Below are 26332 nucleotides of genomic sequence, written 5' to 3'. Positions count from 1 at the left end.
GAGCCACAGCAGCCAGCGACACACGCAGTGTCGCGGCCGGGACCTGCCATCGACCCGGTCAGAGGTTTTGCTGCAGAAGGAGACGTTGAATGCCTTACCAACCGAACGAGCTGTTGTTCAACCACTTCCGTGACCATGGCATCGACCTGGCGCATATCGACCAGCAACTGCAACTGGTCGCACCGAACAGCCCCAACTTGCCCTTGTACCGCGACATGATGCTGACCGTCCTGCGCATGGCGCACGACGACCGTGACCGCTGGAACGCCAAGATTACCTTGCAGGCACTGCGTGAACTGGACCATGCGTTCCGCACCCTGGAGCGCTATAAAGGGCGGCGCAAGGTCACCGTGTTCGGCTCGGCGCGCACTCCGCTGGAGCACCCGATGTATGCCCTGGCCCGGGAGCTGGGGGCCACCCTGGCCCGCTCTGAGCTGATGGTCATCACCGGCGCCGGCGGCGGCATCATGGCCGCAGCCCATGAGGGCGCAGGCAGCGACCATAGCCTGGGTTTCAACATCACCCTGCCTTTTGAGCAGCATGCCAACGCCACGGTGGATGGCACCGACAAGCTGCTGCCGTTCCACTTCTTCTTCATTCGCAAGCTGTTCTTCGTCAAGGAGGCCGACGCGCTGGTACTGTGCCCAGGGGGTTTCGGCACCCTCGACGAGGCCCTGGAAGTGCTGACCCTGATCCAGACCGGCAAGAGCCCGCTGGTGCCCGTGGTGCTGCTCGACTCGCCCGGCGGCAGCTTCTGGCGCGACGCGCTGGACTTCATCAGCCGCCAGCTCGAGGAAAACCGCTACATCCTGCCCAGTGACCTGAAGCTGGTGCGCCTGGTGCACAGTGCTGACGAAGCGGTAGAGGAAATCAACCAGTTCTACAGCAATTACCACTCCAGCCGCTGGCTGAAGAACCAGTTCGTGATCCGCATGCATCACCCACTCAGCGAAGCAGCCTTGCATGACGTGGAGGAAGGCTTTGCCGACCTGCGCCTGAGTGGCAGGTACCACCAGCAGCCCGACAGCGGCGCCGAGCACGAGCAAGGCGACTTCAGCCACCTGACACGCTTGACGTTCGCCTTCAACGGCCGCGACCAAGGGCGCCTGCGAGAATTGGTGGACTTCATCAACCTATCGGAAAACTGGGCCAAGCCCCAGCCCATGCGTACCACCCAACGCGCCCGGGATGCCTTGCGCGTGAACTGAACGCAAAAAGGCCTGTGGGCTGGCTCGTGCTCGAGCCAGCCCACAGGCCTTCAGTAATCGTCAAGATCGCGACCGCTGAGCAGCCGGCCGATCATGTCCATGGCAAACCCACGGTAGGCGAGAAATCGCGTTTGCTGTGCCCGGCTACGCGGGTCTTGAGGCCGCTGCCCAGCGAACTTGCGTTGCCAGACATCCCGTAACTGCGTAGCCCAGTCCACTTCACTGTCGCGCAGGGCCTGGTCGATATCGCCACGGTTCAAGCCACGCTGGCCAAGCTCCTCGCGGATACGCGCGGGGCCGTAACCGGCGTTGGAGCGGTAACGGATGAAACTTTCGAGGTAACGGGCCTCACTGAGCAGCCCTTCTTCGGCAAGCCGATCGAGCGCAGGCTCGATCAGCTCATCCGGCGCGCCGCGCTGACGCAGCTTGCGTGTCAGCTCGACGCGACCATGCTCGCGGCGCGCGAGCAGGTCCATGGCTGTCCGCCGAACGGCGACGGGGGTGTCGAGTACGACGGACATGGGTTCAATCAGTAACCGGCGTCGGCGTCGGCTAGGTCGTCGGCATCGGCCTCGGCGGCAGCAGCCTTGGCAGCAGCTGCAACAGCACCCGAGGTCAGCAGTTTCTCGCGGATCTGCTTCTCGATTTCGGCGCCGATGGCTGGGTTCTCTTGCAGATACTTGGCAGCGTTGGCCTTGCCCTGGCCGATCTTGTTGCCCTGGTAGCTGTACCAGGCACCGGATTTTTCCACCAGCCCCTGGGAAACACCCAGGTCGATGATCTCGCCGTTGCGGTAGATACCCTTGCCGTAGAGGATCTGGAACTCAGCCTGACGGAACGGCGGCGAGACCTTGTTCTTGACGATCTTGACGCGGGTTTCGCTACCGACCACCTCGTCGCCTTCCTTGACCGCGCCGGTACGGCGGATGTCCAGGCGCACCGAGGCGTAGAACTTCAGGGCGTTACCACCGGTGGTGGTTTCCGGGCTGCCGAACATCACGCCGATCTTCATACGGATCTGGTTGATGAAGATGACCAGGCAGTTGGCGTTCTTGATGTTACCAGTGATCTTGCGCAGCGCCTGGGACATCAGGCGGGCCTGCAGGCCGACGTGCATGTCACCCATCTCGCCTTCGATCTCGGCCTTGGGTACCAGGGCTGCCACGGAGTCGACGATGATCACGTCTACCGCGTTGGAACGCACCAGCATGTCGGTGATTTCCAGGGCTTGTTCGCCGGTGTCCGGCTGCGAGACCAGCAGGTCGTCGACGTTGACGCCCAGCTTGCCGGCGTACTCGGGGTCGAGGGCGTGTTCGGCGTCGACGAAGGCACAGGTGGCGCCGTTTTTCTGGGCCTCGGCGATGACCGAGAGGGTCAGCGTGGTCTTACCCGAGGATTCCGGGCCATAGATCTCGACGATACGGCCCTTCGGTAGGCCGCCAATGCCCAGAGCGATGTCCAGGCCCAGGGAACCGGTGGAGATGGCCGGGATCGCCTGGCGCTCGTGGTCGCCCATGCGCATGACCGCGCCCTTGCCGAATTGGCGTTCGATTTGACCCAGGGCCGCAGCCAAGGCGCGCTTCTTGTTGTCGTCCATTGAAATCCTCACGTGATCGACTTGGCCCTGGGGCCGGAACAACTGTATAAGTAGCCAGTATTATTCCACAGGGATTCGTTTCCGCAAACCCCCGTCGAGTGAATTACTCCGCGCCAAGCTGTAACAAGCCGTCTAACGCGGCGATCACCGTCTGTCGGCGCACCGCTTCGCGGTCGCCGTCGAAGTGGAGCCGCTCGCTGCTCACGTGGTTGCCGTCGGCCCAGGCCAGCCACACCGTGCCCACCGGCTTGGCGGGCGAGCCGCCATCCGGCCCGGCCACGCCGCTCACCGCCACGGCAAAGCGCGCCCCGCTGGCGGCCTGGGCACCACGGACCATGGCCTCGACCACCTCCTGGCTGACCGCGCCAACCTGGGCGAACAAGGGCTCGGGTACGCCGAGCTGGCGGGTCTTCTGGGCATTGGAGTAGGTGACATAGCCAGCCTCGAACCAGGCCGAGCTACCGGGAATACGGGTGATGGCCTCGGCAATGCCGCCACCGGTGCAGGATTCGGCGGTGCTCACCTGGGCGTTGACGCGCCGCAGGTGTTCGCCCAGGCGCGTGGAAAGTTCGGTGATCGGGTCCATGGCGAGCTCCTGACAAGACAGCGCCCTACCCTACCATTCCCCGGTGCGCTGGCAAGGGTTCAATGGGCCAGGCTTCGCACGTAGTCCTGACAGGCCCGCAAGGCGATCAATCCGCGGTCGCCGTCGTCGGTGATGCTGATAATTCGTCGAGCATGCGCTGGGTCAAGTCGGGCGCGTACGGCGCCATGATCCACGCCGCCGGTGCCGGCGGCGGCAGGCACTGCGGCGCAACTGGCGTCGCGCTCGACCAGGACCGACAGGCGCAGATCGGCAGTAGCAAGGCGATCACGCAGGCGTGCTTGAGCGTGTTGGGCATTGGTGAGTTCCTGATGATGTTTCGATTCACTGTCGCGCAGGCGTTGTTCGAGGCCCTGGCGTTGCTCGCGTTCGACCAGCAGCAGCTCGTACAAGGCCTTGGCCTGGTCCAACCGCTGCTGCACCAACGCCTGTTCCTGCACCGCCAGCTGGCGCCCATGGCGCCAGCCCTGGGCCTGCCAGGCCGCAGCGGCGCTCATTGCCATCAGCAGCAAGCACAGCACCGCCCGCCAGCGGCTCAACACAGCACCTCGCGGGCCCGAGCCCACAGTGCCGTGCGTTCGCTCAGGCCGTTGAGACCGCCGTTGATATGACGGGTGATGCGGTTGAACTCCCCCTGGTCGGCCAAGGCATTGAGCCCGCGCGAGTGCCAGAACCAGGCCGCCGACTCGCAGGCCCAGCGGGGTTGCTCGAGCATCTGCGGCTGCGCCAGCAGGCGCTCGTCACCAAACAGCGCGCGGCTGCAGGCCTGGTAGTTATTGCGCCCGGTCACCTGGATCAGGCCACGGCCACAATACAGCTGACCATCACCATCGGCCTGCGCCGTGTTGCCCAGGCGCAGGGCCAGGCTGCCGGTGTCGTAGCGCGCCAGGTACTGGTCGCTGCCCAGTTCCTTGACGTAGCGCAGCTGACCGGACTCATGGCCGACCTGGGCGAGGAAGGCGGCGATGCGCTTGGGATGGTCGATTTCCCAGTTGGCCATTGCCGTGTTGAGGGCTGGCAGAAAAGTCGCGGCGCGCTGCCCGGCGAGTGGGTAGATCTGGCGAAGCTGCTGTTCAGTGAGCGGCATCGATACATTCTCCATGGCTGTCTGATCGAAGGGCGGCGCAGGCCGCCGGTGGTTCGCTCACAGGCGATGGCTCGAAGCGCGTGGCTTTCACATGGTTCAAGGTGCGGCAACGGCCGCACTTGATCTGGAGCTCGGAAACCGGGGTGATACGGGCCAGAAGCTTGTGGCATTGGCCACAGCGGAAGTCGATGAACATGGGGGTAGTCCTGGTGGTAAAGCGGCCAGGAACGCCCGGCATGCGGATAAATGAACGCGATTCAGCGCTGGAACAGCACATGACGATCGCCCCAGGCGGACCACAGCATCAGACACGCGCCCACCAGGCCTAGAAAGGCGCCGAACCCGATCATGAAATCCGCGTGCCGGTTGTGCCAGTTGACGACCCTCCAATAGAGCCGGTCGTCGAAAAGGACTTCTCCATCCACCGTGGCCACCTCGCGCACCATGCTGTGCTCAGCCCCTGCTTCGACTGTCAGCAATACCTTCTTGGCGACGCGCAAGCCTGCGCCCTCATACCCCTCGCGATAGCTGAAAACGCCCTGGTGGTGAACGCCGTCTTGCAAGCGGTAAGACACTGCGAACAGCACGACTGACCTTCCACCTACTTTCCAGGTGTCCGAGTAACCACTGACCCCACCCTCGATTTCGCGCAACTGTTCGAGATCGGTAGGCACGTAGACCATGCGATCGTTGGAATACAACAACGCCACGGCCAGACCAGAGAAGGTAAACACCAACAGTTCCAGCAGGCGCCGCCTGGGTGTACTTGCAGGTCGCTCATCGCGAAATGAGATGTTGAGCGTCACAGGTCGTTTCTCCTCTTCAGACAAGACAAGGGGTAATCGCCATCAGTGATAACGATCCCAGCCAAAATATGTCTGTCGTGGGTTCACCCACTCAATCGGGCCAATATCCACCTGGGGGTAGGAAATTGCAGTGATCAGCAAGGGCTTCGCGCAAGCAGTTCCATGCGTACCCTGGGCCGCATTGTCGATCACGCAAATATCACGGTAAGCGAGTACTGCAGACATCCTTGCTGCCCCCCATAGTCAGGCGCGTCGATTGAGCGACGACTATAGAAACGGCATTCATCGACAGGCACCGGGAAACGCTCTCCCGGACAGCCTCAGGCCTTGCACAGCCCGGTACGGCGCGCAGCGCAACCCTTGGCCCTGGCCTTGCCCTGGCGGCCACCGTTGCACTGCAAGGTGGTGCGCCAGCCACTGCTGGTGAACACCTGCTCCACCGACTCGACCAGGTAGGTGCCATCGAGCCCTGGAAGAAAGCCACTCGCCTCGATGCTGCACTCGGCGAACAGGTCGGTACGCCCGGGCAGGTCCAGGCGCACGCTGGCGGTATCGCGGTTGAAGCTGGCCAGGCGCGCTTTGGCGGCCTGCTCGGCGGCGGCTCGATTGGGGTACAGGTGGCGGTCGGTGTACACCGGCTGCAGGCCGTCCGGGGCCTCGCCGTTTTCCAGTTCCAGCGTTTGCAGGCGCCCGCTGGCGCAGTCCTGGTGGCGGGTCCTGACCGCCTTGTGGGTGCTCTTGTCGGCCAGGCGGAACTGCCACTGGCTAACGTCGCTACGGGCAATGGTCACCACGCCAAGGGGCTTGCCACTGGCGCTCTGTCCACCCTGGCGCGGCAGCACCAGCAATTGGCCGTTGGCAAGCTTGGCGGTGCAATCGTGCAGGCGCGCCAGGCGGGTGACGAAGTTGAAGTCCGATTCGCTGTACTGGTCGACCCGCGGGATCTGCACGGTCACCGGGCACACCGCCTGCCAGCCGTTGCGGGCGGCGATCTCGGTGACGATGCGTTGTAACGTCGCCTGCTCCCAGCTACCGCTACGGATGGTCTTGCCAGTGCCGCGCAGGTCGCTGGCCTTGCCGCGGATCAGCAAGGTGTCTGGCGGGCCGGAAAGCTCCACCTCGTCCACCGTATAGCGGCCTAGACGGCTCAAGGGTTGGCCCGCATATCCCAGGTGCACCTCGAGCGATGCGCCGCGGGCGGGCAGCGCCAAGGCGCCGTCGCGGGCATCGAGGCGTAGTTCGAATTCGTCCGACTCCAGGCCGGGCTTGTCGGTGGTGCGCAGCAGCAACAGACGGTCGTTGATCAACGTGGTGATGTCGTGGCCGTCCGCGGTGATGCGAAATTGGGGCTGCATGGTCAGGCCTCAGGTGTTGATGTGAAGGGAGGGCGTCATCAATCCCACAACTGCAGGCTGCTGCTCGCCGCCACGGGCAGCTCCGGCAGCAGGATCCTCACTCCGGCGCGAAACGGCTGGGCCTCGTCCGCCAGACTCTGGTTGGCATCCAGCACTGCTTCGAGCGTGCCAACGAGATGCCCGTAGTAGTGCTGGCAGAGGGTGTCGAGCAGATCGCCCTCAGACGTTGTGCAAATCCTGGCCATAGCTGACGAACTCCAGTGAGAAACCTTGTTTGCGAGGGATGCCGCCGGCCAGCAGCATGCTTTGTTCTTCCTCGATGCTGGTCAGGCACCAGGTGCCAAGCACCTCGCCGTAACCGGTGGTCAAGGACAACGGCAACAACTGCCGGCCGATGCTGCGCAGGGTCTGCAACTGACCGATCCCGCCCTTGAAACCGGGGAAGATCGCCCCCCTCAGGGTGATGCTTTCCTCGCCCAGGCTGACCGCCTGCTGGGCGCTCTCACGGCTCAGGCGTTCCTGCCCGGCCCAACGAAAACGCGTCTGCCGGCGCAACTGGTCGAAGGCGGCGGTGTCGAGGTTGAAGTAGTAAGGCGAAGTACCGGCCTTGAGCGGTTGCAACACCAGTAGGTGGGGAAACGGCTTGACCGCTTCGGGCGCGGGGGTCGCCTCGGGTGCGAAGCCCAGGGTCGACAGTACGCCATTGACGGTCGAGCGCACCTCCCCCACCACCCGGCGGATCGCCGCGCTGGCCTTGACCACGTGCCCGGCAAAAGCGTCGATGCGCTCACGCACCTGGCGCGCCACGCCGAGCGCCTGGTCGTACTTGGCGACTACCTTGGCAACCCGCGCCTGGGCCGTGGTGATCGCCCGCATCGTGCGTTGCAGTTTGGCGCCAATGATTGGGCCGACCACGGGCAGGCCCTCCAGCTCGGCTACCGCGCCCTGCACGTGGCCGATCGCCTCGTTCATCGGCTCGAGCATGGCGTCGGCACGCCGACGCCCTGCTTCGCCCGCCTTGACCAGGGCGTGCAGCGTGGCTTGCAGCTGCTCCAGATAGGTCATGCTTGCTCCTTAAAGTGCAATGTGTGGGGTGTCGGCCAACTGCACCGAACGGGCCTGGCGCATCAACTCCTCCAACTGGCGCCGGGCGATGGCTTCCAGTTGCGCGAGCGTGCCTGGGTCGTCGAGGCTGTTGCTGACGGTGACGGGCATGTTCGAGGTGAAAGTGAATTGCTGGTTGTAGACCGGTGCAGGTGGCGTGGCGGGCGGGGTCGATGTGCCGGCAGGCGCAGTCGGCGCGGCTGGAGCCGGGCTGCTGATCGAGCGCAGCACATCGCCGGGCTCGGCCTGTGCCTGCGCAGGCGTGGCCGCACCGCCCTTGGCTGCCGTGCCCACTTGGCTGGGCTGCTCCTTGCCGGCAAACCAGGTTTTACCGAGCCAACCGCCGAGCTGGTCGCCGACCATCCCGCCAAGCGCGGCGCCGAAGGTGGTGCCGAGCACCGGCACCACCGAACCAATCGCCCCGCCAATCAGTGTGCCGACCAGCCCACCGACGGCACTGCCGTAGCCTTCGGCCTTTTCGCCAGCGGGCTTGTCGCTGGTGAAGGTGGTCAACCCTTGCTGGGTCGCTTTCAGGAGCGCTGGCTTGGCCAGTACCTTCATCGCCGCGCCAACGCCCCTGGGTTCCACCGCAGGTGTCGCAGCGGCTGGGGCTTGCGCAGCTGGCGAAGGTTGCGCGCCCTGCTTGGCGGGCCCGCTCGCGCTATCAAGCTTGCTGGCGCTCGCAGGCTTGGTGGCCGCTGCGTTGCCCTCGGCGGCGGGCGTTTGGGCGGATACCGCTTCGCTGCTGGCCGTCGGGGCAGCCTGCTGGTCACCGCCGAACCAGGTCTTGCCGACCCAGCCCCCCACCGCCTCGCCCAGCATGCCACCGACCGTGGAGCCGACCACCGTGCCCAGGCCTGGTACCACCGAGCCCAGCGCACCGCCAACCAGCGTACCGACCAGGCCACCCACGGCGCTGCCGTAGCCCTCGGCCTTGTCGCTGTCGGACTTGTCGCTGGTGAAGGTATCCAGGCCTTTGCCCACGGCTCCCAGCACAGCTGGTTTACCGAGGGACTTGACCGCGCCGCCGATCTTGGCGAATACCCCCTTGGGCGCATCGGCACTCGCCACGGGGGCGATGCCTGGCGCGGAAGGCGGGGCAGACTTGGGTTTATCCGCCAAGGCCTGCAACACCGCGCTGGCCGGCGTCTGCGCTGGCGCTGTGGCGGCAGGGGCCGGCGCGCCCAGCGCCAGCAGGCGTTGCCCCGCACGCGTGGCACCGAGCTCGAGTTCGCCCAAGGCACTGCCAAGGGCCGGTAGCGCCCCACTGTCGACCTGTGCCTCGAACAGGTCGACCTGGGGCCCTGCCAACTGGAGCGACGACGCAGGCGCGGCCGCTCCAGCCTGGGCACTCGCCGGCGACGCCTCGGGCATCCTGCCCTTGTCGTCGCTGCTATCGGTGAAGAAGTCGTACAGCCCCTCGCCAGCGCGCCCCCCGAGCTTCTCACCCAGATAGCCGCCAATCAGGCTGGCGTAGTCTTCCCCTCGCTGGCCACCGCGAGCCCCTCCCTTCGCCGCGCCAAGGGCCGCGCCGAGCAGGTTGCCGGCCAGTTCACCGACGGCGGCACCAACGCCTTTGGCCTTTGCTCGACCATCCTCGCCAGTCACCAAGGCCTCGGCACTTTTGAGCGCCGCCGTGGCCGCGCCCATCTCGGCCTTAACGCTGACCGCCTTGACCGCCCGCTGCCGCTGTTCAGGGCTCAGGCGCCGACTGGCCTTGTACGCCGCGATCCCACCTGCGGTAAGCCCGCCCAGCCCGGCCATGACGATTCTGGTTTTTTCGCCAGCGCTACGCGGCGTGGCCATGGGCTTGGCCGGTGTCGAGGGCTTGGCCGGTGCCACAGCCGTTGCCTTGCCGTTCGCTGCCGGCAACAGCAAGGGCGGGTGCCAGGCCGGCCGCACATCGGCGGGCCTGAGCCGCGGCAAGCCGGCGATTACCCGGCCCAGCTGCACATAAGCCTGCTGCAACCGAGCGACACGCGCGCCTTCGTCGCGCAAGCGCTCGACCTGCGCCTCGTGTCCCCCTGCCTGCTCGTAAGCCAACTTCCTGCCGGCCTGCCCCACCTTGTCCAGTTCCAGGCCCAGGCGGATCACCTCACCGATCAGCCGCCCCAGGCGAGTGCCGTCCGCTTCCTTGCGCAGGCGCCCGATGCGCTGGCGGAGCGTATCGAACGCGGCGCCCAGCGGCTGGTCGGCACTGATGCCGAGCCCGAGGGTGAACACCTGTGTGTTCGCCATGCGTTCCTCCTTGTCATTCCGCCAGCCACCAGAGCATGTCGCTGAACGACATGCTCATGAGTTCGCTGGCGGAAAAGTTCAGCTCCCTGGCCAGCCGCCGGGCGGCGGCCTGCTGCCGGGCAGGATCAAAGTTCGTCGTCCTGCACCAGGCGAAAATAGCCAGCCTGCAGGCGGCTGTAGTCCTTCAGGGCCAGGCCTTCGAGGTCCTTGACGCCCACCTCGGCCAGCGAGGCGAACAGGTTCAGCTCGCGCTGCTCATCGTCGCCGGCGCCGCCGGCCTGAGCCTGGCGAATGTCGCGCACGGTCGGCGCGCGCAACGACAGGCTATCGACCTGCACGCCGTTGGCCTCGCTGGGGCGCGACAAGCGCACAGTGACTCGCTCGGCATCGACCGCCAGCCATTGCGGCTGTTTTTTCACTTGAGCCATTGTTCGTTCTCCTTAAAGACCCAGTGCCGCGCGCTGGCTGGCCAGCTGGTCGACACCGTCGATCACCCGCTTCATGCCCAGGGCATCGATTTCGTAGACCAGGCGGCCATCGACCTCGAGCTTGTAGTAGGTGACGGCGACGCTGTGCTTGATCTCGGCCTTGTCGCCGGACTTCCAGTCGCCCATGTCGACTTCCTTCAGCGCGCCGCGCAGGGTGACGATAACCGGGTTGATCTTGCCCTTGAGGCCCTTGAAGGCGCCGCGGAAGGTGCCGTTGAAGCCAGTGCCGTCGGCCAGGCCGAAGAACTTCAGCGACTCGCGGCGCACGCCGGTGGTGGTGAAGGCGGCCTCCTGTTTTTCCATGCCCTGGTCCAGTTCGACCGGCATGTCCATGCCGCCGGGGCGGTACTCCTCGGTCTTCAGGGTGAGCTTGGGCAGGGTCAGGCTGGGCACATCGCCCTGGAAGCTGACGCCATCGACGAACAGGTTCAGGTTGGCCAGGGTTTCGGGAATCATTGCCATGTAGGTGCGCTCCTTAAGCGGCGGAATCGAGGACTTCGGTCAGCCACTGGTTGGTGACTTCGACGCGGAAATTGGGGTTTTCGGCAGGCGGCACATCGGTGAAACGGATGTTCCAGTACACCTTGCCCTGCTCCAGTTGGCTGGCGGTATTCAGCTCCGGGTCGGCGAACACCTCGAAGTTGATGATCGCGCCCTGGTTCTTCAGGTCGCGCATGAAGGCCTGCAAGCCCTCGGTGACGTCCTTGACGTAGGTGGCGGTGATGGAACGGTCGACCGCCCACTTGTGGCCGTAGAGAATCGCGTCCATGACGATGTCCATGGTCCGCACGCGGGTGACGAAGGCCCATTTCGGGTCGCTCGACAGGGTGCGGTTGCCCCACAGGCGGAAGCCGTCGTCACGGATGATGGTGGCGATGTTGGCGTTGTTCAGCAGGTTGGCGCGGCAAGTGTCGTCGCCATCGAGGAACTCCACCGCGCGGCTGGTGCCGGTGATGCCGACGAACTCCTTGTTCGACGGCGAGGCCCAGAAGCCGTACTCGCGGTCGGTGAAGGCGAACAGGCCGGCGACCCAGGCCGAGCCTGGCGCGTCGACGGTGGCCTGTTCGGCGTTGTCCCAGTAGCGCACGCCCGGATCGACCAGGAACGCGCGTTTGGCGCCGAAGTTCTTGGCGTAGGCGATGGCCGCTTCATCGGTGCTGTTGGGGCCATCGATGATGGCGATGGCGCGCAGCTTGTCGGCCAGAGCCACCAGGGCGCTGCCGACGGCTTGGGTGGCGCTGTGCTTGGGGGTGACCAGCAGGCGTGGCTGGGCGTTGAAACGGCTCTTGCCGTCGAGCAGCGCCTGCAGGCCGGTGCGCTTGCCGTCGGCCAGCACGTTGCCGATGATCGCCGAGGTCTGCTCGGCGGAGTCTTCGAGCTTGGCCACGCCGCAGGCGACGATTACCGCCTTGGCGCGGCTATAGATGGCGCGGCAGGCCTTGGTGATCGCCGCGTCCTGGCCGAACGCCGCCACCGCTTCGCGCTCGCTGGTGATCAGCACCAGGTCGTTGGCCTTGGCACTGGCGCCCGGGCCTTCGGTGAAGGTGTCGACCAGGCCGATGATCGAGGACGACGGCAGCGCGATGCTGCGCGCACCGGTGTCGACGTTGGTCACGGTGACGCCGTGGAAGAATCCACTCATGTAGGTTTGCTCCAGGTTCAGGTATGAAAGGCCCCGCGGGTGCGGGGCCTGGACGGGCTTGACTCAGGTAGAGAGCAGCCCTGTGTAGGTAGGTGTCTATTGATTCATGCGAAGCCGATTCAGATCAGTTTGATACGGCTTGGATAGGCTATGTTGCGAGGTCTTACAGCACCAAAGTAGATACTGTTCGCCGCAATTGTTTGTGTAGTGACGGACGCCGTCGTCGTCGACACAGCCACGGTTTCGTTTGTGTCAGCGACATCGAAGAACTTGGGTTTCATATTTTGCATTCGCCGGAATGACGAAACTGCATCAACGATCTCCCCATGTACCAGCGAAGCGGACTGGTATGAACCAGGCGTTCGTGTCGGATCCACTGCGCGTCCCTCGTCAAGCGAGCGCATGAACTCACCGCGCAGCTCTGGAATACGGAAAGTGCTGGTCCCGTCACCACGGGTCCATCCACCTTCCATCCCGGCCCTCTGAGCATCATTTACCAGCATTCCGGACTGCTGAGCGTGGTCCCATAACCAGGGCCAGTCGCCACGCCCCAGCAACCGCGCGTCAGGCCGTCCCCAGCCGCCTGGGTTGGTGGCTGTCGTGGTTTCAAAGGCGATGCGTCCCAGCGGCGTGTTATCGAACCGGGCGAGCAGCAGCCAGCTCCCAGCGCCATCACTGCGTAAATGCCAAAAGTCACCGGCGCCCATCAGCACAAAGTGGCCATAGCCGGCCGGGCGCAGATGGGTATGAAACCTGACCGACTCGCCGCCAGCAGCCCGCACGGTCAGGCTATTGCCGCTGTTGTCGACCCGCTGCACACGGATATCCATCGGCTTGTTCGCCGCCGGCAGCACGATCAGCACCGCGCCGGCCGAAGCATCGACCAGTACCACGCCGGTATCCTGCTCGGTCAACACTTTGTTGGCAGTGATCGGGGCGTTGTTCAGGCCCCGCACCGCCAACAAGCCGCGCTCAATCGCGGCCAGATCATCGGCGCGACTCATTGATCACCCCCTAATTGTTCAAGGAAAACCGGAGGCACCGGCCGCGCTGACTCGTCAGGAAACGCCTCGGACTGAGGCCAGTCGCGCAGCGTCTGCATGAATACCAGCAGCTCTGCGAACTGCTCAGCGGTCAGTGTGGTGGTGGCGCCAATCTCCAGCTGATCGCGGTGACGATCACGCAGCCAGACCAATTCGACCAACTGGGCATCGCGCCACTGGCGCTCTAAGGCGCTTGGCTCCAGCACAAGCTTTTCCGGTGTAACAGAAGCAATGAGGCCCAAGTAACGCGGATCATCGTCTTCCACCTCAACGAGGCCCGGAAAGCGCTCTGGGTCTTGAGGACCAGCGAACGCCGAAATAACCACGCCATCGACAACTTGAAGATACTTCATATCACATACCCCGATACTGCGATCTTGTACGTTGGAGTTCCGCTAGCACCCGCAAAAGAAGTTGATATTGCAAACTCTCTGCTATCGGTCAGCAGTAGGCCTCCAAAAGGACAAGTAACGGTGCCTGTCGCAACTACCCCCGCAGTCATAATTTTCAACCCAGCCAAACCTGGCAAGTACCCATCCGTAAGCAATATCCCCAGTTGCGCTGCCGCTGTACATGTCGCCTCCATGGTGCCGATCATCGAGACTGCGTTGAATGGGACCAACGTGGCGGCAGATACGAGAATGTTCGTCACGATAGTATTTGTTATATAGACGTAGAAACTACCGACATGCACTTCTCTCCCACGCACCGCGCAAGGGCTAAATTTAGAAGATACGATGGGGACCACGGTCAGCAAGCAAGATGCCGTATAGCCAACCGGCATGTTGACCCCGCCGTATACCTCCGGGACCCTTGCCGATGTAGCATTTACACCCAGGAGTGCAGACTCAGCGGTTGTCGGGTTATAAATTGCGTAAATCGCCACAAAACCATTAGCTGGAGCAGCACCGGCATCCATTCCTCCCGCACCAACCACTGCAAGATTTAGGGATTTGGTGAAGCTCGATATTCGATATGACTTCCCGCCCAGCGCACTAACTAAAACCAACTCGTCTGCTACATACGTAGCCGATGAAGATGGCACGCCGATAAAAACTTTCCCATTGCGGGTGCTCCCAACAATGGTTCCTTTATCCGAGATTTCTTGAACTTGTGCAGCCAGTGCGGCGATGTCGATGCTTCCCTGATTGACCGGTGCATTCCAGGCTTTGATGCACCACATCACCGCCAAGTTGCGCGGGCGAGTCTCGCCACCCCCAGTCAAGGTCGAGGGCAAGGTGTTTTGTGCGGCAGTGCCGACAACGTTGGCCCCGGAAGCAATAGAGGCTGATACTGGAACACCTAACAAGTGAGCATGCGACTTGAGTTCGTCAGCCTGCCAGCTGCCGATAACCCGCTCACTATCAATACCCCGCCCGTGGTCCCAGCCACGCAGAAACTCGCCCCGTGATTCCGGCAACCGGAAGTAGCCCGCCGGCTCATCCCCCTTATTGAACGAACCGGCCAGGTAAGCGGCCAAGTCAGGGTAAACCGCTGCGGTCTGCACGCTGCCGTCAACCTCTAGAAACCCAGGCGGCACCGTGCCCTTGGGAAACGGCAACATGCTGCCCACCGGCAGTGCCGAGGCGGTAGTCAGCAGCGCCTGGACTTCGGCTTTGGTGTAGGTGTTTGCCGCCGAGAACGAGCTGAACGCCAACACCTCGACCGACTCGCCCAGGTTACACGGCGCCTTGAGCGTGATTTTCTGGCCGTCCGACAGATAGCCGGTGACTTCCCGGCCGTTACGCATAACGAGCGTGCTACCCACCACATGCGGCACGTTGAACACCAGCTGCCCGGCCGAGGCTTCGAACGAGAACCGCTCGAAGGCTTTACCGGCGCCGACGCCGCCACCCAACTGGAAATAGGCGCCGTCGTAGTTAAGGTCATACAGCGCCCCGGCGCGGATATCGCCGCCCACCAGGTCGACCAGGCCGGCGGCACCGGTTTTCTTCACGGCCACGGCCGCCAAACCGCCAATTTTCGCAGTGGCGGCGCCAGTGTTGGTGGCGGTCGCCTGGAACTGAAAGCGCTGTCCGGCCGCGTAGGCCCCGAGCGCCGCCTCGTTGCTCTTGAGCGACAGCACCAAGGCATCAGCGGTACCACCGGCCGCGCCGAGCCAGGCCAGAGGCCCGGCGTCCTTGGCCACGTCCGCGCGGCGCAGGTACTGCGGGTGCGGGTCCGGCTCCTCGACATGCGCCTTGATCTGGTTGCGAGCGTACAGCTCGGCGGCCTCGCGGGCCTTGTCGACGTAGTCGCGGGTGGCCAGCACAATGCTGGGGTCGACCTTCAGCGTGACGTTGGCGAGATTGCCGAACACCACATGCATGCGGATGGTCTGGGTACGTCCGGACCCCTGCGCCAACAGAGGCTTGTAGCTGGGCGCAGGCTTGGCCACGGCGATGAAGTTGCCGTTGGCATCCTCCAGCGCCAGTTCGCGAATCCACCAGCCACCGGTTTCCGGCGGCAGCACCAGCTCGGCGACCAGCACGCCGGGATCGGCGGGTGATTGATAGAGCGCGTTCAATTGCGCTCGATAAACCTGGCGCAGCAACGCGGTCTGGGTGGGTTTGGGGGTGGGATCCGGCGTTTGCGAAGGCTCGCCACCGGCATCACCGATAAGCATGTGGGTGATGTTCCAAGGCAGCCCCAGCACAGCCGTGTTGGCCTGCTGGGCAATGCCCACATTGGTCAGGAACCCACCGAATTGGGTGGTTAAGTTAGCCATTTAGGTAAATATCCAGTATGTCCGTGGTGTGATCGTTCACTAGGTTGTAAGCACCCAGGTGCACGTCGATGTCCGAGGCCTGCCAGGGATGTACCTCCAGCAGTTCACCGTCGTAGAGCGCGATGGCCTGATAGGCGGGGATATGGCTTTCAAGGCTGATATCGAGCCCGACCAGATGCCGGCTGATTGGCTTGGCATCCTCGATCAGACGGGTCAGCTCCTGGTAGGTCTGCTCGTCAATGCCGCTGTCCACCACCCCTACCTTCAAGGCAAAGGTCCCCGGCACCCCGGCAGGCTCGGCCTGCCACCATTCCTGCACCTCGATCAGGTAGCCGAACGGCTCGACCACCCGGCGCAAGGCGCCGAGGGTGCCTTTGTGGGCATGGACGAAGAACGCCGAGCGGATCACCGAGCGCTTGATCGCCTCGCTCCAACTGTCGTCCCAGCGATCCACCGACCAGGCCCAGGCCAGCTGGTAGAGCAGGTGCGCCGGGCAGGTTTCAGGGTTGTAGAGGGTGCGCAGGGCGACCTTGAGGTCCTCGTCGGCGGCCACCTCGATAGCCCGCTCCAGCGGCGTGCGGTTGAGCGGCAACAGGCTGTGCATGTCACTCACCCCGCTGCAGGTCGATGCCGGTGCACCAGGCGGCCTGGGCCTTGCTCGGGCGAATGTCCTGCCAGCCGAGCAGTTCGACCCGGCCGACGCCATCGATATGCAGTTGCGCGTCGATGCCCGAACGAGCGACCTCGACACCCAGGCGTCGGCGCGGGTTGACCCAGGCCTGCAGACGACGCCGGCATTCGCTGAGCAGCGTCTCGTACTCCGGGCCGTTGTCGGCCATGTACAGCACCGCCTCGACGCGGTACGGCAACACCTCGGCGCTGCGCACATTGACCCGGTCGGCGACCGGGCGGATATCGTCATCGTTGAGGTAGTCCTTCACCTGCGCCAGCAGTTCCGGGCTGGCCACGCCGTCGTTGTCCAGGCTCAGGACAGTGACGTCCACCACCGCCGGCGAAGGGCTTTCGGCCGTCGCGTCGGCGACACGCCCCGAGGCATTGCGGGCGTGGAGGATGTAGCTGTTGCGCGGGCCGGCGGTGGTCAGGCCTTCATAGACCAGTTGCACGCGCTCGCGCAGGGCATCGTCCGACTCGAGGATCGCCGCGGTGGGCGGCAGCGTGGTCGGGTCCTGCGCCTGGATCACCAGGCGTTGCAGGCTGACGTTGGCCGCCAGTTGATCGAGGTCGCTGCCTTGGGCATAGGCCAGCAGCACCGCCTTGGCCGCGTCGTTGATGCGCGCCCGGTTGAGCAGCTTGCGGTAGGCACCGACCTCGAGCAGCTTGGTGACCGGGTCGCTTTCCAGGTTGGCGCTCCAGCCTTCGCCCAGCTGGGCGCGGAAGCTGGCTAGGTCCTCCTGGTACAGCACCTCGAAATCGAGGTCTTCGAGCAGTTGCGGGGCGGGCAGTTTCGACAGATCGACCTGGCTCATACGGTCACCTCCACCAGGGCGTCGTCGCCCAGGTAGCGGCCACTCAGGGCCAGGCTGACCTGGCCGTCGAGCACGGCCAGCACCTTGACCCGCTCCAGTTGCAGGCGCGGTTCCCAGCGCCCGAGGGCACGGGCCACTTCGGCCTGCACCGCGCTCTTCCAGCCTTCGTTGACCGGCAGGTCGACGTAGCGACGCAACTGGCTGCCGTACTCCGGGCGCATGCGCCGGCTGCCCAGCGGGGTGGTGAGGATGTCTTCGATGGATTGACGTAGATGGGCCACGCCCGACAAGGGCAGGCCTGTGCGGCGGTCCATGCCAATCATGGGGCACCGCCAGACACGCAGAGCTCCCGAGGAGAGGTCGGCATAGTGTTTTCCTTGATGAGATTGAGCCGTCGCGGCCTGAGGTTGCAGACGACGGCGCCATGACGGCCTGAACCCGATGACCCTGCTATTGCGATTCGGCCGCGCGGAGAAAGAGGTCGCGCACGTAGTTGTTGCGCAGTTCGCTGATGCTGCTGCGATGGGATTCGGCGGCGGCCGCGCGCCAGTCGCGACGTTCGATCGCGGCCATCAGGCGCGGGAACTTGTTAACCAGCCCACTTGCGCCCAGATTGAAACGCATGTCCTGCAGCGCCATTCGCGCCGCCGAAGGGAAACCGGCGAACCCTGGGAAGTCCTGGCTCAGGCCGTGGAAATCTGCGTCCACCAGCTCGCGAAGCTTCTGGTCGATGAATTCGGGCTGCAGATAGAGGTTGGTGTAATCCTCATACCAGTCGGCACCGTGTTTGTGGGCGGGGTCATATTTTGACGCGATAAGTCGCCACTCTTCGCGCTTCTGTTGCTCGGTCGCCGGCACATCGTCCAGGTCGACGAACGGATAAGCGACGGCGGCGTCCTCGTTCGCCAAAAGGAAGCCGACACCCGTGGTCACATGCCCTTCGGAGTCCACGTACATGAAGTCCTTCTCGCCCTCATGCTGTTTGAGCTCAGGCAACAGAGCCTGCAACTCACCCGTGGTGAAGCCCGCCGCCTTGTCCTCCAACGGGAAATCGATCCGCGCCGTGGCCTTGGCCGAGCCAGCACCGGTAATCGGTACGTTCAGCGACAGGTCGATATGCTGGCCCTGTGTGCCAGGCTTGCTGAGTGTGGCGCTGTAGGTGGCGCCCATCCGGGTTGGCATCGTAATGGCGAACCCCGCCACGCTGTAGCGTCCACTCTCGCGGGTATCGATCAAGGCACCCGAGGCGTCCTGATCACGCAGGAAATAGCTTTTGGTGAAAATCGGCTGGGCACCTGCAAGCATCACCATCGAGACCTGCGCATTATCGCTATCGACCCCGCTGGAGCCGGCTAACGCATAGGCATTGAAGCTGACAGACACACGAGCGTCGATTTGAATCATCGCGCTCGCAACCCGCGGCCCCAGCGCAAATACGCCGCTGATGCTGCTCGGATAATCTGCATCCTCGAAGGCAGCGAACGTCAGTTGTTGACTCGCTTGTTCAACCTGTACGCCCGAAGGCGTACCGGTGTAGGAAAACGCTGCTCCACAGATATTCTCGTCAGTGCTGCGCACGGGTTTGGCAATCAATTGCATGGCATGTCCCTCAGAACGAAATGAACGCACGCAGGCGCGTGCGACAAAGCCGCTCGAAGGCGATCAGGATTCGGCTCGAGGCCGATGTCGTTGCCGTTGGCTTGTATCAGTGCTTGTGATTGGCGGTGTTGCCGGCGGTATCGATGATCCGGCCACCGCCGTTGATGTCGCCACTGACCGTCAATGGGCCGTTGATGGCTACCTGGCCAGTAAGGGTGATCGAGGCGGCGTCCAGGGTGATGGCGTTGTCGCTGACCACCAGGGTGCTGCCACCGACCTTGACCGTCGCGCTACCGCTGGGCAGTTGGATGTCGTAGCGCTTGGCTTGCCAGTCGTAGACCAACGAGCCGCCGTCTTCGAAACGCCAGACCTCTACATGCTCGCGGTTGTCCGGCGCGGGCCCAGCATTGCCGTACAGGCCCGGCACGAAGGTGCCCTGGGCCGGCTCGCCACTGGGGCTGACCAGCACGCCCTGCTCGTCCAGGCTCGGGGCTCGCCAGTGGCGCGCCTTACCGGCGGCCAGGGCATGCCAGCGCAACCAGGCGCTGGTCCAGCCGCCACCGTCGGCGACCCGCACGCGAGCGGCGACCAGGTCCACGGCCACCACCCGGCAGGGAATCACCAGGCAGGCCAGCATGCGGTCGTGCATGGCGCTGGCATAGCTCATGCCAGGTCCTCCGGTGCACGGTAATGGTCCTGGTTGCCAAGGCCGGTATCCGGGGCAAAGCCAAGCATCAGGCTGCCCGGTGGCTGGTCCGGCCAGTGCCATTGGCTTGGCCCCAGCAGTACCGGCTGCTCCCATTGCACCCACCAGGATGCACCGTCGGCTTCGGCGAGGATGTTGCGGGCGCCTTCGACGCAATCCAGCCCCCACCCTTGGTGGCGCAGCAGGTCGATCACTTGCGCCGCCAGTTCGCCAGCGTGCATCCGCGCCTGGGCGGCAGTGCCCTGGGCCGTGATGCGCGCCTGCAGGGTCGCGACCATGAGTGAGCGCCCGTCCCGCAGCGCCTCGTCGCCACGCATGCGCAACACGCCATGCACCAGGGCCGGCAAGGCTGGCTGGCCACTGTCGTCACCCTCGGCAATGACCGTGGCCAGCGCTGGCAGCGCCGTCTTCAAGGTGGAGGTGACGGCCGCCTGCAACTGGGCCAGTTCGCTCATGAGGATGCTCCTTCAACAGTCGTTGGGGTCAAGGCCGGGCCACCCAGGGCCCGGCAGGCGGCTCAGAAGTGCCAGGTCCAGATATCAATCGGCTTCTGGTCCGGGTTGATCTTGCGGATGTGGCGGTAGGTCGGCTGGAAACCGAAGCGGGCCCACACCGGTTTTTCCTCGAGGATGGCGAGGCTGCCATTGGCCTGCAGACGCAACACCGCAGTGGGATGCCCTGCGCTACCCGACTGCCACAGCACCGTGTTGCCCGCGCCGTACACCACCAGGTTGCCATCACCCTGGAACACCGCGCGAATCGCGCCCTTGCCCTGGGTGCCGCTGTTCCAGGTCGCGGCGCCGTTCGGGCCATAGGCCACGACATTGCCGTCGCCCTGGAAGGCCAGCTTGCTGGCGCCTGCGGCATACACCACGCCCTGGGCCAGCTCGGTACCGGCGGCCAGCAGCAGCGAGTCCACCGCGCCCGGCACCAGCGGGATCGCGCCGGTGCCGTTCCACAACGGCAGCGAATCGACCAGCACGATATTGCCGTCGTCCTGCAGCACCAGGTGGGTGCGGTTCCATTGGTCGTTACTGGTGAAGGTGGTGTTGTTGGTCAGCCACACGCGGCGCCGCGAGTAATCATCCAGGAACGCGCCGTATTGCACGTAGAAAGCTAGCGGTGCTTTCTTGTTGCGCAGGGGAATGGTCGAGCTGAACGGCTGCTTGTCATTGGCCACCCACACGGTGGCACCGTTGTCCTGGATCACCAGGTTGCCATCCCCCTGTAGTAGCAGCTTGAAGCGCTGGTTGGGAGAAAGCAGGTATTGGCCTGCGCGGAGTGTCTGGTAGGCGGGCAGCACCGAAGTACCGACACCGTTGAAGGGAATACGCGAACGACCGGCCATGGTCCGTCTCCTTATTGAATCGATTGAAGGGTGTGCGGGCTCTGGGCCGCGTCTTGGTCGCTCGCAGGCGGGCCATCGAGGCTCGTGGCCTTCATGTGGTTGAGGGTCGCGCAGCGCGGACACTTGATTTGCAGCAGCGCCGGCCCACCAGTGCGGGCCAGCAGGCGGTTGCATTTACCGCAACGGAATTCGTTGAACATCCGCTTCTCTTCCTTGTTAGCGCGTTGACTCTTCATCCTGGGGCGTCGGCGCGCATGCCTCGCCCAGGCCCAGGCGCCGCGCCGCCCAGCGCTCGTAGAGGCCGATGGCGACATCGGCGCCGGCCATGGCGGTAAGGCAGCCAAAGGCGCTGGCGCTCCAGATCGACATGCCGCTGGCGTACAGCAGCATGACCGTGGAGACGCCGCAGACCATGCAGGCCCCCGAACGCAACGCCAACCGCCTGAGCAGCGACCAGCCACGGGCGCCGGCCTTGTCGGCCCGCCACATCTCGCCGCTCAGACCGCCCAGCAAAGCCAGGACAATCACCAGCCAAAGCGGCATCTCCAGCAACGTCTGTTGCTCGTTCGTCACTGTCGTGTCTCCTGTGTGATGCCCGCCCGGCGAAATGCCAGCAGGCCTGTCTTGGGGGATTTCGGCATTCCAAAAAGCCCGCCGCGCAGGCTTTTCAGTAATGCGCGTGGGTACCGCCGGCCACGACTGGTGACGCCGTGCGGTTGCGCTGCAAATTGGTGACTCCGACCGCGGCCGCCTGCCCGCCGGATAACTGATCGTGGTGCTTTACGCTGCACACCCGGGCCAGTTGCCAACCCTCTGAACAGTCGAGGCCTGTTCATCGCTGCCTGTGTAACAACCGGTTGCTGACCGGCTTGAGACACAGGATATGCATTCATGCATATGCAGTCAATGCGTTTATGGAAATATTTATGCACAGGCATTTGCCGAAATGCATGAGGGCCTTTTCGGATGTGGGCTGTAGGGCTTTTCTGAGGCCGAAAAAAAACCCGCCTGGGCGGGTTTCTCGGGTTCGAGGGAAGGTCAGCGGGCGTACATGCCCCACCAGAAGACGTGGCCCAACAGGCTGATTTGCTCTTCCTGCATCTGCTGGAAGCTGTAGTCCTCGTCGGGGTGCTCGTCACGATTGAAGCTGCGCAGACGGATACCGGTAGGCAGGCGATACACCTGTTTCACCCGCAGTTGGCCATTGTGATTGATGGCATAGAGGTCACCATCGATGATGTCACCGATTGTGCATTTGCCGGTGTTGACGCCAACCGTGGCGCCATCGCGCAATACCGGCAGCATGCTGTTGCCACGCACCGTCACGCACTTGGCGTGGTCGAACTGCACCCCGTTGTGGCGCAGGCTGCGCTTGCCAAACCGCAGGCGCGCGTTTTCGCTTTCTTCGATGACGAATCTTCCTGATCCTGCTGCCAACTCGACCTCACGGAGAAAAGGAACGGACACCTCGTCGTCCTCGACGGGTGTTTCATCGTCCCACAAACTGATATCGCTCAGCGCAGCGTGGCCCTGGTTGGCGGCAGCCGCTTCACGCGACTCGCCAAGCTCGGCACGCCCGCGCAGCTGATCGGTGCTCACGCCGAAATACTCGGCGATCTTCGACACATGCTTGTCGGAAGGGTCGACGATCTTCTCGCTGAGGATGCGCGACAGGGTGGATTGGGGGACGCCCGTGCGCCGGTGCAGCTCTGTCGGGGACAGGCCGTGGCGGTCGAGCAGTGCTCTGAGTACGGAGGCTACGTTGCGTTTTTGCATAGCGTGCATAATGCAACCCCGACAGACTAAATGCAATGCCTTGCATGGTCCCCGCGTGAACGACCTGGCTGGTTGCAGGCCAGCACGCCGCCGCTCTGCCGCCAAATACCTGCGTGGATTTGCCCTGCCCATTCGACCTGCGTCGGGGGGAAAAAGCCTGTACCATGAGCGGTTTCGAATTTCGCCACCAGATCACCCGCTGTAAGGCCCTGAATGTCTGATCTCTCCGCACACACCCCGATGATGCAGCAGTACTGGAAGCTGAAGAACCAGCACCCGGACCAGCTGATGTTCTACCGCATGGGCGACTTCTACGAGATCTTCTACGAAGATGCGAAGAAGGCCGCGAAACTGCTGGATATCACCCTGACCGCCCGTGGGCAGTCGGCGGGCCAGTCGATCCCCATGTGCGGGATTCCATTCCATTCGCTGGAGGGCTACCTGGCCAAGCTGGTCAAGCTCGGCGAATCGGTGGTGATCTGCGAACAGATCGGCGACCCGGCCACCAGCAAGGGCCCGGTGGAGCGCCAGGTGGTGCGTATCATCACCCCCGGCACGGTCAGCGACGAGGCGTTGCTCGATGAACGCCGCGACAACCTGATCGCCGCCCTGCTCGGTGACGAGCGCCTGTTCGGCTTGGCCGTGCTGGACATCACCAGCGGCAACTTCACCGTGCAGGAGATCAAGGGTTGGGAGAACCTGCTGGCCGAACTCGAGCGCATCAACCCGGTGGAACTGCTGATCCCCGACGACTGGCCGCAGGGGCTGCCCGCGGAGAAGCGCGCCGGCGCCCGGCGTCGCGCGCCCTGGGATTTCGATCGTGATTCGGCGCGCAAGAGCCTCTGCCAGCAATTCGCCACCCAGGACCTCAAGGGCTTCGGCTGCGACAAGCTGACCCTGGCCATCGGCGCGGCCGGCTGCCTGCTGACCTACGCCAAGGAAACCCAGCGGACCGCCCTGCCCCACCTGCGCAGCCTGCGTCACGAGCGCATGGACGACACGGTCATCCTCGATGCCGCCAGCCGCCGCAACCTGGAGCTGGACATCAACCTGGCCGGTGGTCGCGACAACACCCTGCAATCGGTGATCGACCGCTGCCAGACCGCCATGGCCAGCCGCCTGCTGACCCGCTGGTTGAACCGCCCACTGCGCGACCTCAAGGTGCTCAAGGCACGCCAGGACTCGATCCGCTGCCTGCTGGACGGCTACCGCTTCGAGAAGCTGCAGCCCCAGCTCAAGGAAATCGGCGATATCGAGCGGATCCTGGCGCGCATTGGCCTGCGCAACGCCCGTCCGCGCGACCTGGCACGCCTGCGCGACGCCCTGGGCGCCCTGCCCGAGCTGCAGAACGCCATGGCCGAGCTGGAAGCCCCGCACCTGGCGCGCCTGGCCGCCATCACCGGCACCTACCCGGAGCTGGCCGGCCTGCTCGAGCGGGCGATCATCGACAACCCGCCTGCGGTGATCCGCGACGGCGGCGTGCTCAAGACCGGCTACGACAGCGAGCTGGACGAGCTACTGGCCATGAGCGAGAACGCCGGGCAGTTCCTGATTGACCTGGAAGCCCGCGAAAAAGCCCGCACCGGCCTGGCCAATCTCAAGGTCGGCTACAACCGCGTGCACGGCTACTTCATCGAGCTGCCCACCAAGCAAGCCGAGCAGGCACCGGCCGACTACATCCGCCGGCAGACGCTCAAGGGCGCCGAGCGCTTCATCACCCCCGAGCTCAAGGCCTTCGAGGACAAGGCGCTGTCGGCCAAGAGCCGCGCGCTGAGCCGCGAGAAGATGCTCTACGAGGCGCTGCTCGAGACCCTCATCGGCCACCTGGCGCCGCTTCAGGATAGCGCCGCGGCCCTGGCCGAGCTGGACGTGCTGAGCAACCTGGCCGAACGCGCGCTGAACCTGGACCTGAACTGCCCAAGCTTCGTCGACGAACCCTGCATGCGCATCGAGCAGGGCCGCCATCCGGTGGTCGAGCAGGTACTGACCACGCCGTTCGTGGCCAACGACCTGGGCCTGGACGACAGCACCCGGATGCTGATCATCACCGGCCCGAACATGGGCGGTAAATCCACCTACATGCGCCAAACCGCCCTGATCGTGCTGATGGCGCATATCGGCAGCTACGTGCCTGCCGCGCGCTGCGAGCTGTCGCCGGTCGACCGCATTTTCACCCGTATCGGCTCCAGCGATGACCTGGCCGGCGGGCGCTCGACCTTCATGGTCGAGATGAGCGAAACCGCCAATATCCTGCACAACGCCACCGACCGCAGCCTGGTGCTGATGGACGAAGTGGGCCGCGGCACCAGTACCTTCGACGGCCTGTCGCTGGCCTGGGCCGCCGCCGAGCGCCTGGCCCAGCTGCGCGCCTACACGCTGTTCGCCACCCACTACTTCGAGCTGACCGTGCTGCCCGAAAGTGAGCCGCTGGTGGCCAACGTGCACCTGAACGCCACCGAGCACAACGAACGCATCGTGTTCCTCCACCATGTGCTGCCAGGGCCAGCCAGCCAGAGCTACGGCCTGGCGGTGGCGCAACTGGCGGGGGTACCCGCGGTGGTGATCCAGCGTGCCCGCGAACACCTGGGCCGGCTGGAAACCGCCAGCCTGCCCCACGAGGCGCCCGTCGTCCGCAACGACAGCGCCAGCAAGAACGCGCCTCACGTGCCGCACCAAAGCGACCTGTTCGCCAGCCTGCCGCATCCAGCCATCGAGAAGCTGGGCAAGCTGGACCTGGACGACATGACGCCGCGCCAAGCTATCGAAACGCTATATCAACTGAAAAACCTGTTATAACGGTCCACCGCGCAAGCTGGTAGAATCCGGCGCGGTTTGCGAGTGCTGCGGGTTATTAGCCTGGCCTGCAGCCACCACCGTGAACCGCGCTGCCCTGGAAGGAAGGGCAAGCTGCCGTCGCCTGAGGAGAGAATTAGAAATGACCTTCGTCGTCACCGACAACTGCATCAAATGCAAGTACACCGACTGCGTGGAAGTCTGTCCGGTGGACTGCTTCTACGAAGGCCCGAACTTCCTGGTGATCCACCCGGATGAGTGCATCGACTGTGCACTGTGCGAGCCGGAATGCCCAGCCCAGGCCATTTTCTCGGAAGACGAAGTGCCGGCTGACATGCAGGAGTTCATCGAGCTGAACGCCGAGCTCGCGGAAATCTGGCCGAACATCACCGAGAAGAAAGACGCCCTGCCGGACGCCGAAGAGTGGGATGGCAAAACTGGCAAGATCGCCGATCTGCAGCGCTGAGCGCGCCCGGATACAAAAAAGGCCCGCAAGGGCCTTTTTTCATTTTCTGCAGGCAAAAAAAAGGGGCGGTTTGACCCGCCCACATTTTTTCCGTAGTCCCTGTTTGTCCCAAACATCGTCCTGATGAATCGCGTCCCGCGATGTCCTTGGCCGTCATCCTTGAAAGCCTGTGTCAGTCCGTAGACACAGTTCAGATACTAGCGATTCCTCGGCAGGGAACAAGCGTCGAGTTTGTCAGGATGATTCCGGCGATACAT

At 64.1% G+C, this 26332-nt stretch carries 30 protein-coding genes; 3 read left to right on the top strand and 27 right to left on the bottom strand.

Features of this window, described 5'->3' with window-relative positions; all coding sequences use genetic code 11:
* Nucleotides 1-89: 89 nt before the first annotated feature.
* Nucleotides 90-1208, top strand: a complete 1119-nt coding sequence (locus tag ACODS5_RS13770; RefSeq protein WP_489108933.1) for an LOG family protein — start codon at nt 90-92, stop codon at nt 1206-1208.
* A gap of 50 nt (nt 1209-1258) precedes the next feature.
* Here the strand turns inward: ACODS5_RS13770 and recX are convergent, their stop codons facing one another.
* The 27 genes from recX to ACODS5_RS13635 all read right to left on the bottom strand — a co-directional run bounded on the left by recX (nt 1259) and on the right by ACODS5_RS13635 (nt 22825).
* The gene (gene recX, locus ACODS5_RS13765; protein ID WP_489108932.1) at nt 1259-1729 is read right to left on the bottom strand and encodes a recombination regulator RecX; all 471 of its coding nucleotides are present in this window, start codon (nt 1727-1729) and stop codon (nt 1259-1261) included.
* Nucleotides 1730-1737: 8 nt separating this feature from the next.
* The gene (gene recA / locus ACODS5_RS13760; protein ID WP_134689483.1) at nt 1738-2805 is read right to left on the bottom strand and encodes a recombinase RecA; all 1068 of its coding nucleotides are present in this window, start codon (nt 2803-2805) and stop codon (nt 1738-1740) included.
* A 103-nt stretch (nt 2806-2908) separates the two neighbouring features.
* Nucleotides 2909-3391, bottom strand: a complete 483-nt coding sequence (locus ACODS5_RS13755; RefSeq protein ID WP_489108931.1) for a CinA family protein — start codon at nt 3389-3391, stop codon at nt 2909-2911.
* A gap of 59 nt (nt 3392-3450) precedes the next feature.
* The gene (locus ACODS5_RS13750; protein WP_489108930.1) at nt 3451-3951 is read right to left on the bottom strand and encodes a lysis system i-spanin subunit Rz; all 501 of its coding nucleotides are present in this window, start codon (nt 3949-3951) and stop codon (nt 3451-3453) included.
* A complete protein-coding gene (locus ACODS5_RS13745) occupies nt 3945-4496 on the bottom strand; it encodes a glycoside hydrolase family 19 protein (protein WP_134689487.1) in 552 nt (183 codons plus the stop codon). Before ACODS5_RS13745 ends, ACODS5_RS13750 begins: the two co-directional genes overlap by 7 nt.
* Nucleotides 4483-4692, bottom strand: coding sequence for a Com family DNA-binding transcriptional regulator (locus ACODS5_RS13740; RefSeq protein WP_134689488.1), 210 nt, complete (start codon nt 4690-4692; stop codon nt 4483-4485). The genes ACODS5_RS13745 and ACODS5_RS13740 overlap by 14 nt, the downstream gene beginning before the upstream one ends.
* A 61-nt stretch (nt 4693-4753) precedes the next feature.
* Entirely contained in the window at nt 4754-5302 is a 549-nt protein-coding gene (locus ACODS5_RS13735; RefSeq protein WP_489108929.1) for a hypothetical protein, read from the bottom strand.
* Between the two features lie 320 nt (nt 5303-5622).
* Nucleotides 5623-6657 (bottom strand): phage late control D family protein, encoded by a 1035-nt coding sequence (locus tag ACODS5_RS13730; RefSeq protein ID WP_489108928.1) that lies wholly within the window; start codon nt 6655-6657, stop codon nt 5623-5625.
* 38 nt (nt 6658-6695) lie between these two features.
* Nucleotides 6696-6902, bottom strand: a complete 207-nt coding sequence (locus ACODS5_RS13725) for a tail protein X (protein ID WP_489108927.1) — start codon at nt 6900-6902, stop codon at nt 6696-6698.
* Entirely contained in the window at nt 6877-7722 is an 846-nt protein-coding gene (locus ACODS5_RS13720) for a phage tail protein (RefSeq protein ID WP_489108926.1), read from the bottom strand. The genes ACODS5_RS13725 and ACODS5_RS13720 overlap by 26 nt, the downstream gene beginning before the upstream one ends.
* A gap of 9 nt (nt 7723-7731) precedes the next feature.
* Nucleotides 7732-9999 carry a hypothetical protein gene (locus ACODS5_RS13715; RefSeq protein ID WP_489108925.1) on the bottom strand — a complete coding sequence of 756 codons (2268 nt, stop codon included), beginning with the start codon at nt 9997-9999 and terminating at the stop codon, nt 7732-7734.
* Between the two features lie 125 nt (nt 10000-10124).
* A complete protein-coding gene (locus ACODS5_RS13710; protein WP_134689494.1) occupies nt 10125-10427 on the bottom strand; it encodes a phage tail assembly protein in 303 nt (100 codons plus the stop codon).
* Between the two features lie 12 nt (nt 10428-10439).
* Nucleotides 10440-10949 carry a phage major tail tube protein gene (locus tag ACODS5_RS13705; RefSeq protein WP_134689495.1) on the bottom strand — a complete coding sequence of 170 codons (510 nt, stop codon included), beginning with the start codon at nt 10947-10949 and terminating at the stop codon, nt 10440-10442.
* A gap of 13 nt (nt 10950-10962) precedes the next feature.
* Nucleotides 10963-12129: a phage tail sheath subtilisin-like domain-containing protein gene (locus ACODS5_RS13700; RefSeq protein WP_489108924.1), complete on the bottom strand. Its 1167-nt coding sequence runs from the start codon at nt 12127-12129 to the stop codon at nt 10963-10965.
* 119 nt (nt 12130-12248) lie between these two features.
* Nucleotides 12249-13133 (bottom strand): phage tail protein, encoded by an 885-nt coding sequence (locus ACODS5_RS13695; RefSeq protein WP_489108923.1) that lies wholly within the window; start codon nt 13131-13133, stop codon nt 12249-12251.
* Nucleotides 13130-13525: a phage tail assembly chaperone gene (locus ACODS5_RS13690; protein WP_489108922.1), complete on the bottom strand. Its 396-nt coding sequence runs from the start codon at nt 13523-13525 to the stop codon at nt 13130-13132. The genes ACODS5_RS13695 and ACODS5_RS13690 overlap by 4 nt, the downstream gene beginning before the upstream one ends.
* Nucleotides 13522-15900, bottom strand: a complete 2379-nt coding sequence (locus ACODS5_RS13685) for a phage tail-collar fiber domain-containing protein (protein ID WP_489108921.1) — start codon at nt 15898-15900, stop codon at nt 13522-13524. Before ACODS5_RS13685 ends, ACODS5_RS13690 begins: the two co-directional genes overlap by 4 nt.
* On the bottom strand, nt 15893-16504 hold the full coding sequence (locus tag ACODS5_RS13680) for a phage tail protein I (protein ID WP_489108920.1): 612 nt from the start codon (nt 16502-16504) through the stop codon (nt 15893-15895). Before ACODS5_RS13680 ends, ACODS5_RS13685 begins: the two co-directional genes overlap by 8 nt.
* Nucleotide 16505: 1 nt before the next feature.
* A complete protein-coding gene (locus ACODS5_RS13675) occupies nt 16506-17387 on the bottom strand; it encodes a baseplate assembly protein (RefSeq protein WP_489108919.1) in 882 nt (293 codons plus the stop codon).
* Nucleotides 17384-17710 carry a GPW/gp25 family protein gene (locus ACODS5_RS13670; RefSeq protein ID WP_134689501.1) on the bottom strand — a complete coding sequence of 109 codons (327 nt, stop codon included), beginning with the start codon at nt 17708-17710 and terminating at the stop codon, nt 17384-17386. Before ACODS5_RS13670 ends, ACODS5_RS13675 begins: the two co-directional genes overlap by 4 nt.
* Before the next feature lie 127 nt (nt 17711-17837).
* The gene (locus ACODS5_RS13665) at nt 17838-18986 is read right to left on the bottom strand and encodes a lysozyme family protein (protein WP_489108918.1); all 1149 of its coding nucleotides are present in this window, start codon (nt 18984-18986) and stop codon (nt 17838-17840) included.
* Nucleotides 18987-19092: 106 nt separating this feature from the next.
* Nucleotides 19093-19653, bottom strand: coding sequence for a phage baseplate assembly protein V (locus tag ACODS5_RS13660; protein WP_134689503.1), 561 nt, complete (start codon nt 19651-19653; stop codon nt 19093-19095).
* Nucleotides 19650-20147: a hypothetical protein gene (locus ACODS5_RS13655; RefSeq protein WP_134689504.1), complete on the bottom strand. Its 498-nt coding sequence runs from the start codon at nt 20145-20147 to the stop codon at nt 19650-19652. Before ACODS5_RS13655 ends, ACODS5_RS13660 begins: the two co-directional genes overlap by 4 nt.
* Nucleotides 20148-20209: 62 nt before the next feature.
* Nucleotides 20210-21040: a putidacin L1 family lectin-like bacteriocin gene (locus ACODS5_RS13650; protein ID WP_134689505.1), complete on the bottom strand. Its 831-nt coding sequence runs from the start codon at nt 21038-21040 to the stop codon at nt 20210-20212.
* An 11-nt stretch (nt 21041-21051) separates the two neighbouring features.
* Nucleotides 21052-21240 carry a Com family DNA-binding transcriptional regulator gene (locus ACODS5_RS13645; protein WP_134689506.1) on the bottom strand — a complete coding sequence of 63 codons (189 nt, stop codon included), beginning with the start codon at nt 21238-21240 and terminating at the stop codon, nt 21052-21054.
* A gap of 16 nt (nt 21241-21256) precedes the next feature.
* Nucleotides 21257-21613 carry a phage holin family protein gene (locus ACODS5_RS13640; protein WP_134689507.1) on the bottom strand — a complete coding sequence of 119 codons (357 nt, stop codon included), beginning with the start codon at nt 21611-21613 and terminating at the stop codon, nt 21257-21259.
* 465 nt (nt 21614-22078) lie between these two features.
* The gene (locus tag ACODS5_RS13635; protein WP_134689508.1) at nt 22079-22825 is read right to left on the bottom strand and encodes a LexA family transcriptional regulator; all 747 of its coding nucleotides are present in this window, start codon (nt 22823-22825) and stop codon (nt 22079-22081) included.
* 204 nt (nt 22826-23029) lie between these two features.
* Between ACODS5_RS13635 and mutS the strand changes: the two genes are divergently transcribed.
* Entirely contained in the window at nt 23030-25612 is a 2583-nt protein-coding gene (gene mutS / locus ACODS5_RS13630; RefSeq protein ID WP_134689509.1) for a DNA mismatch repair protein MutS, read from the top strand.
* A 139-nt stretch (nt 25613-25751) separates the two neighbouring features.
* Nucleotides 25752-26075, top strand: a complete 324-nt coding sequence (fdxA, locus tag ACODS5_RS13625) for a ferredoxin FdxA (RefSeq protein WP_134689510.1) — start codon at nt 25752-25754, stop codon at nt 26073-26075.
* Nucleotides 26076-26332: the final 257 nt, after the last annotated feature.

This window comes from Pseudomonas sp. FG47 (genome assembly GCF_057809115.1).
This window is presented reverse-complemented; position numbering and strand designations above follow the sequence as displayed.

Bases quoted from the DNA above. Each gene is read 5' to 3' on its own strand.
- ACODS5_RS13635 (WP_134689508.1), bottom strand. From the start codon at position 22,825: ATGCACGCTATGCAAAAACGCAACGTAGCCTCCGTACTCAGAGCACTG.
- ACODS5_RS13695 (WP_489108923.1), bottom strand. From the start codon at position 13,133: ATGAGTCGCGCCGATGATCTGGCCGCGATTGAGCGCGGCTTGTTGGCG.
- ACODS5_RS13720 (WP_489108926.1), bottom strand. From the start codon at position 7,722: ATGACCTATCTGGAGCAGCTGCAAGCCACGCTGCACGCCCTGGTCAAG.
- ACODS5_RS13670 (WP_134689501.1), bottom strand. From the start codon at position 17,710: ATGATTGGCATGGACCGCCGCACAGGCCTGCCCTTGTCGGGCGTGGCC.
- ACODS5_RS13650 (WP_134689505.1), bottom strand. From the start codon at position 21,040: ATGGCCGGTCGTTCGCGTATTCCCTTCAACGGTGTCGGTACTTCGGTG.
- ACODS5_RS13665 (WP_489108918.1), bottom strand. From the start codon at position 18,986: ATGCAATTGATTGCCAAACCCGTGCGCAGCACTGACGAGAATATCTGT.
- ACODS5_RS13730 (WP_489108928.1), bottom strand. From the start codon at position 6,657: ATGCAGCCCCAATTTCGCATCACCGCGGACGGCCACGACATCACCACG.
- ACODS5_RS13755 (WP_489108931.1), bottom strand. From the start codon at position 3,391: ATGGACCCGATCACCGAACTTTCCACGCGCCTGGGCGAACACCTGCGG.
- ACODS5_RS13745 (WP_134689487.1), bottom strand. From the start codon at position 4,496: ATGCCGCTCACTGAACAGCAGCTTCGCCAGATCTACCCACTCGCCGGG.
- ACODS5_RS13770 (WP_489108933.1), top strand. From the start codon at position 90: ATGCCTTACCAACCGAACGAGCTGTTGTTCAACCACTTCCGTGACCAT.
- ACODS5_RS13715 (WP_489108925.1), bottom strand. From the start codon at position 9,999: ATGGCGAACACACAGGTGTTCACCCTCGGGCTCGGCATCAGTGCCGAC.
- recA (WP_134689483.1), bottom strand. From the start codon at position 2,805: ATGGACGACAACAAGAAGCGCGCCTTGGCTGCGGCCCTGGGTCAAATC.
- ACODS5_RS13645 (WP_134689506.1), bottom strand. From the start codon at position 21,240: ATGTTCAACGAATTCCGTTGCGGTAAATGCAACCGCCTGCTGGCCCGC.
- ACODS5_RS13705 (WP_134689495.1), bottom strand. From the start codon at position 10,949: ATGGCAATGATTCCCGAAACCCTGGCCAACCTGAACCTGTTCGTCGAT.
- ACODS5_RS13655 (WP_134689504.1), bottom strand. From the start codon at position 20,147: ATGAGCGAACTGGCCCAGTTGCAGGCGGCCGTCACCTCCACCTTGAAG.
- ACODS5_RS13675 (WP_489108919.1), bottom strand. From the start codon at position 17,387: ATGAGCCAGGTCGATCTGTCGAAACTGCCCGCCCCGCAACTGCTCGAA.
- ACODS5_RS13725 (WP_489108927.1), bottom strand. From the start codon at position 6,902: ATGGCCAGGATTTGCACAACGTCTGAGGGCGATCTGCTCGACACCCTC.
- ACODS5_RS13680 (WP_489108920.1), bottom strand. From the start codon at position 16,504: ATGCACAGCCTGTTGCCGCTCAACCGCACGCCGCTGGAGCGGGCTATC.
- mutS (WP_134689509.1), top strand. From the start codon at position 23,030: ATGTCTGATCTCTCCGCACACACCCCGATGATGCAGCAGTACTGGAAG.
- ACODS5_RS13660 (WP_134689503.1), bottom strand. From the start codon at position 19,653: ATGAGCTATGCCAGCGCCATGCACGACCGCATGCTGGCCTGCCTGGTG.
- ACODS5_RS13690 (WP_489108922.1), bottom strand. From the start codon at position 13,525: ATGAAGTATCTTCAAGTTGTCGATGGCGTGGTTATTTCGGCGTTCGCT.
- ACODS5_RS13700 (WP_489108924.1), bottom strand. From the start codon at position 12,129: ATGAGTGGATTCTTCCACGGCGTCACCGTGACCAACGTCGACACCGGT.
- fdxA (WP_134689510.1), top strand. From the start codon at position 25,752: ATGACCTTCGTCGTCACCGACAACTGCATCAAATGCAAGTACACCGAC.
- ACODS5_RS13685 (WP_489108921.1), bottom strand. From the start codon at position 15,900: ATGGCTAACTTAACCACCCAATTCGGTGGGTTCCTGACCAATGTGGGC.
- recX (WP_489108932.1), bottom strand. From the start codon at position 1,729: ATGTCCGTCGTACTCGACACCCCCGTCGCCGTTCGGCGGACAGCCATG.
- ACODS5_RS13710 (WP_134689494.1), bottom strand. From the start codon at position 10,427: ATGGCTCAAGTGAAAAAACAGCCGCAATGGCTGGCGGTCGATGCCGAG.
- ACODS5_RS13740 (WP_134689488.1), bottom strand. From the start codon at position 4,692: ATGTTCATCGACTTCCGCTGTGGCCAATGCCACAAGCTTCTGGCCCGT.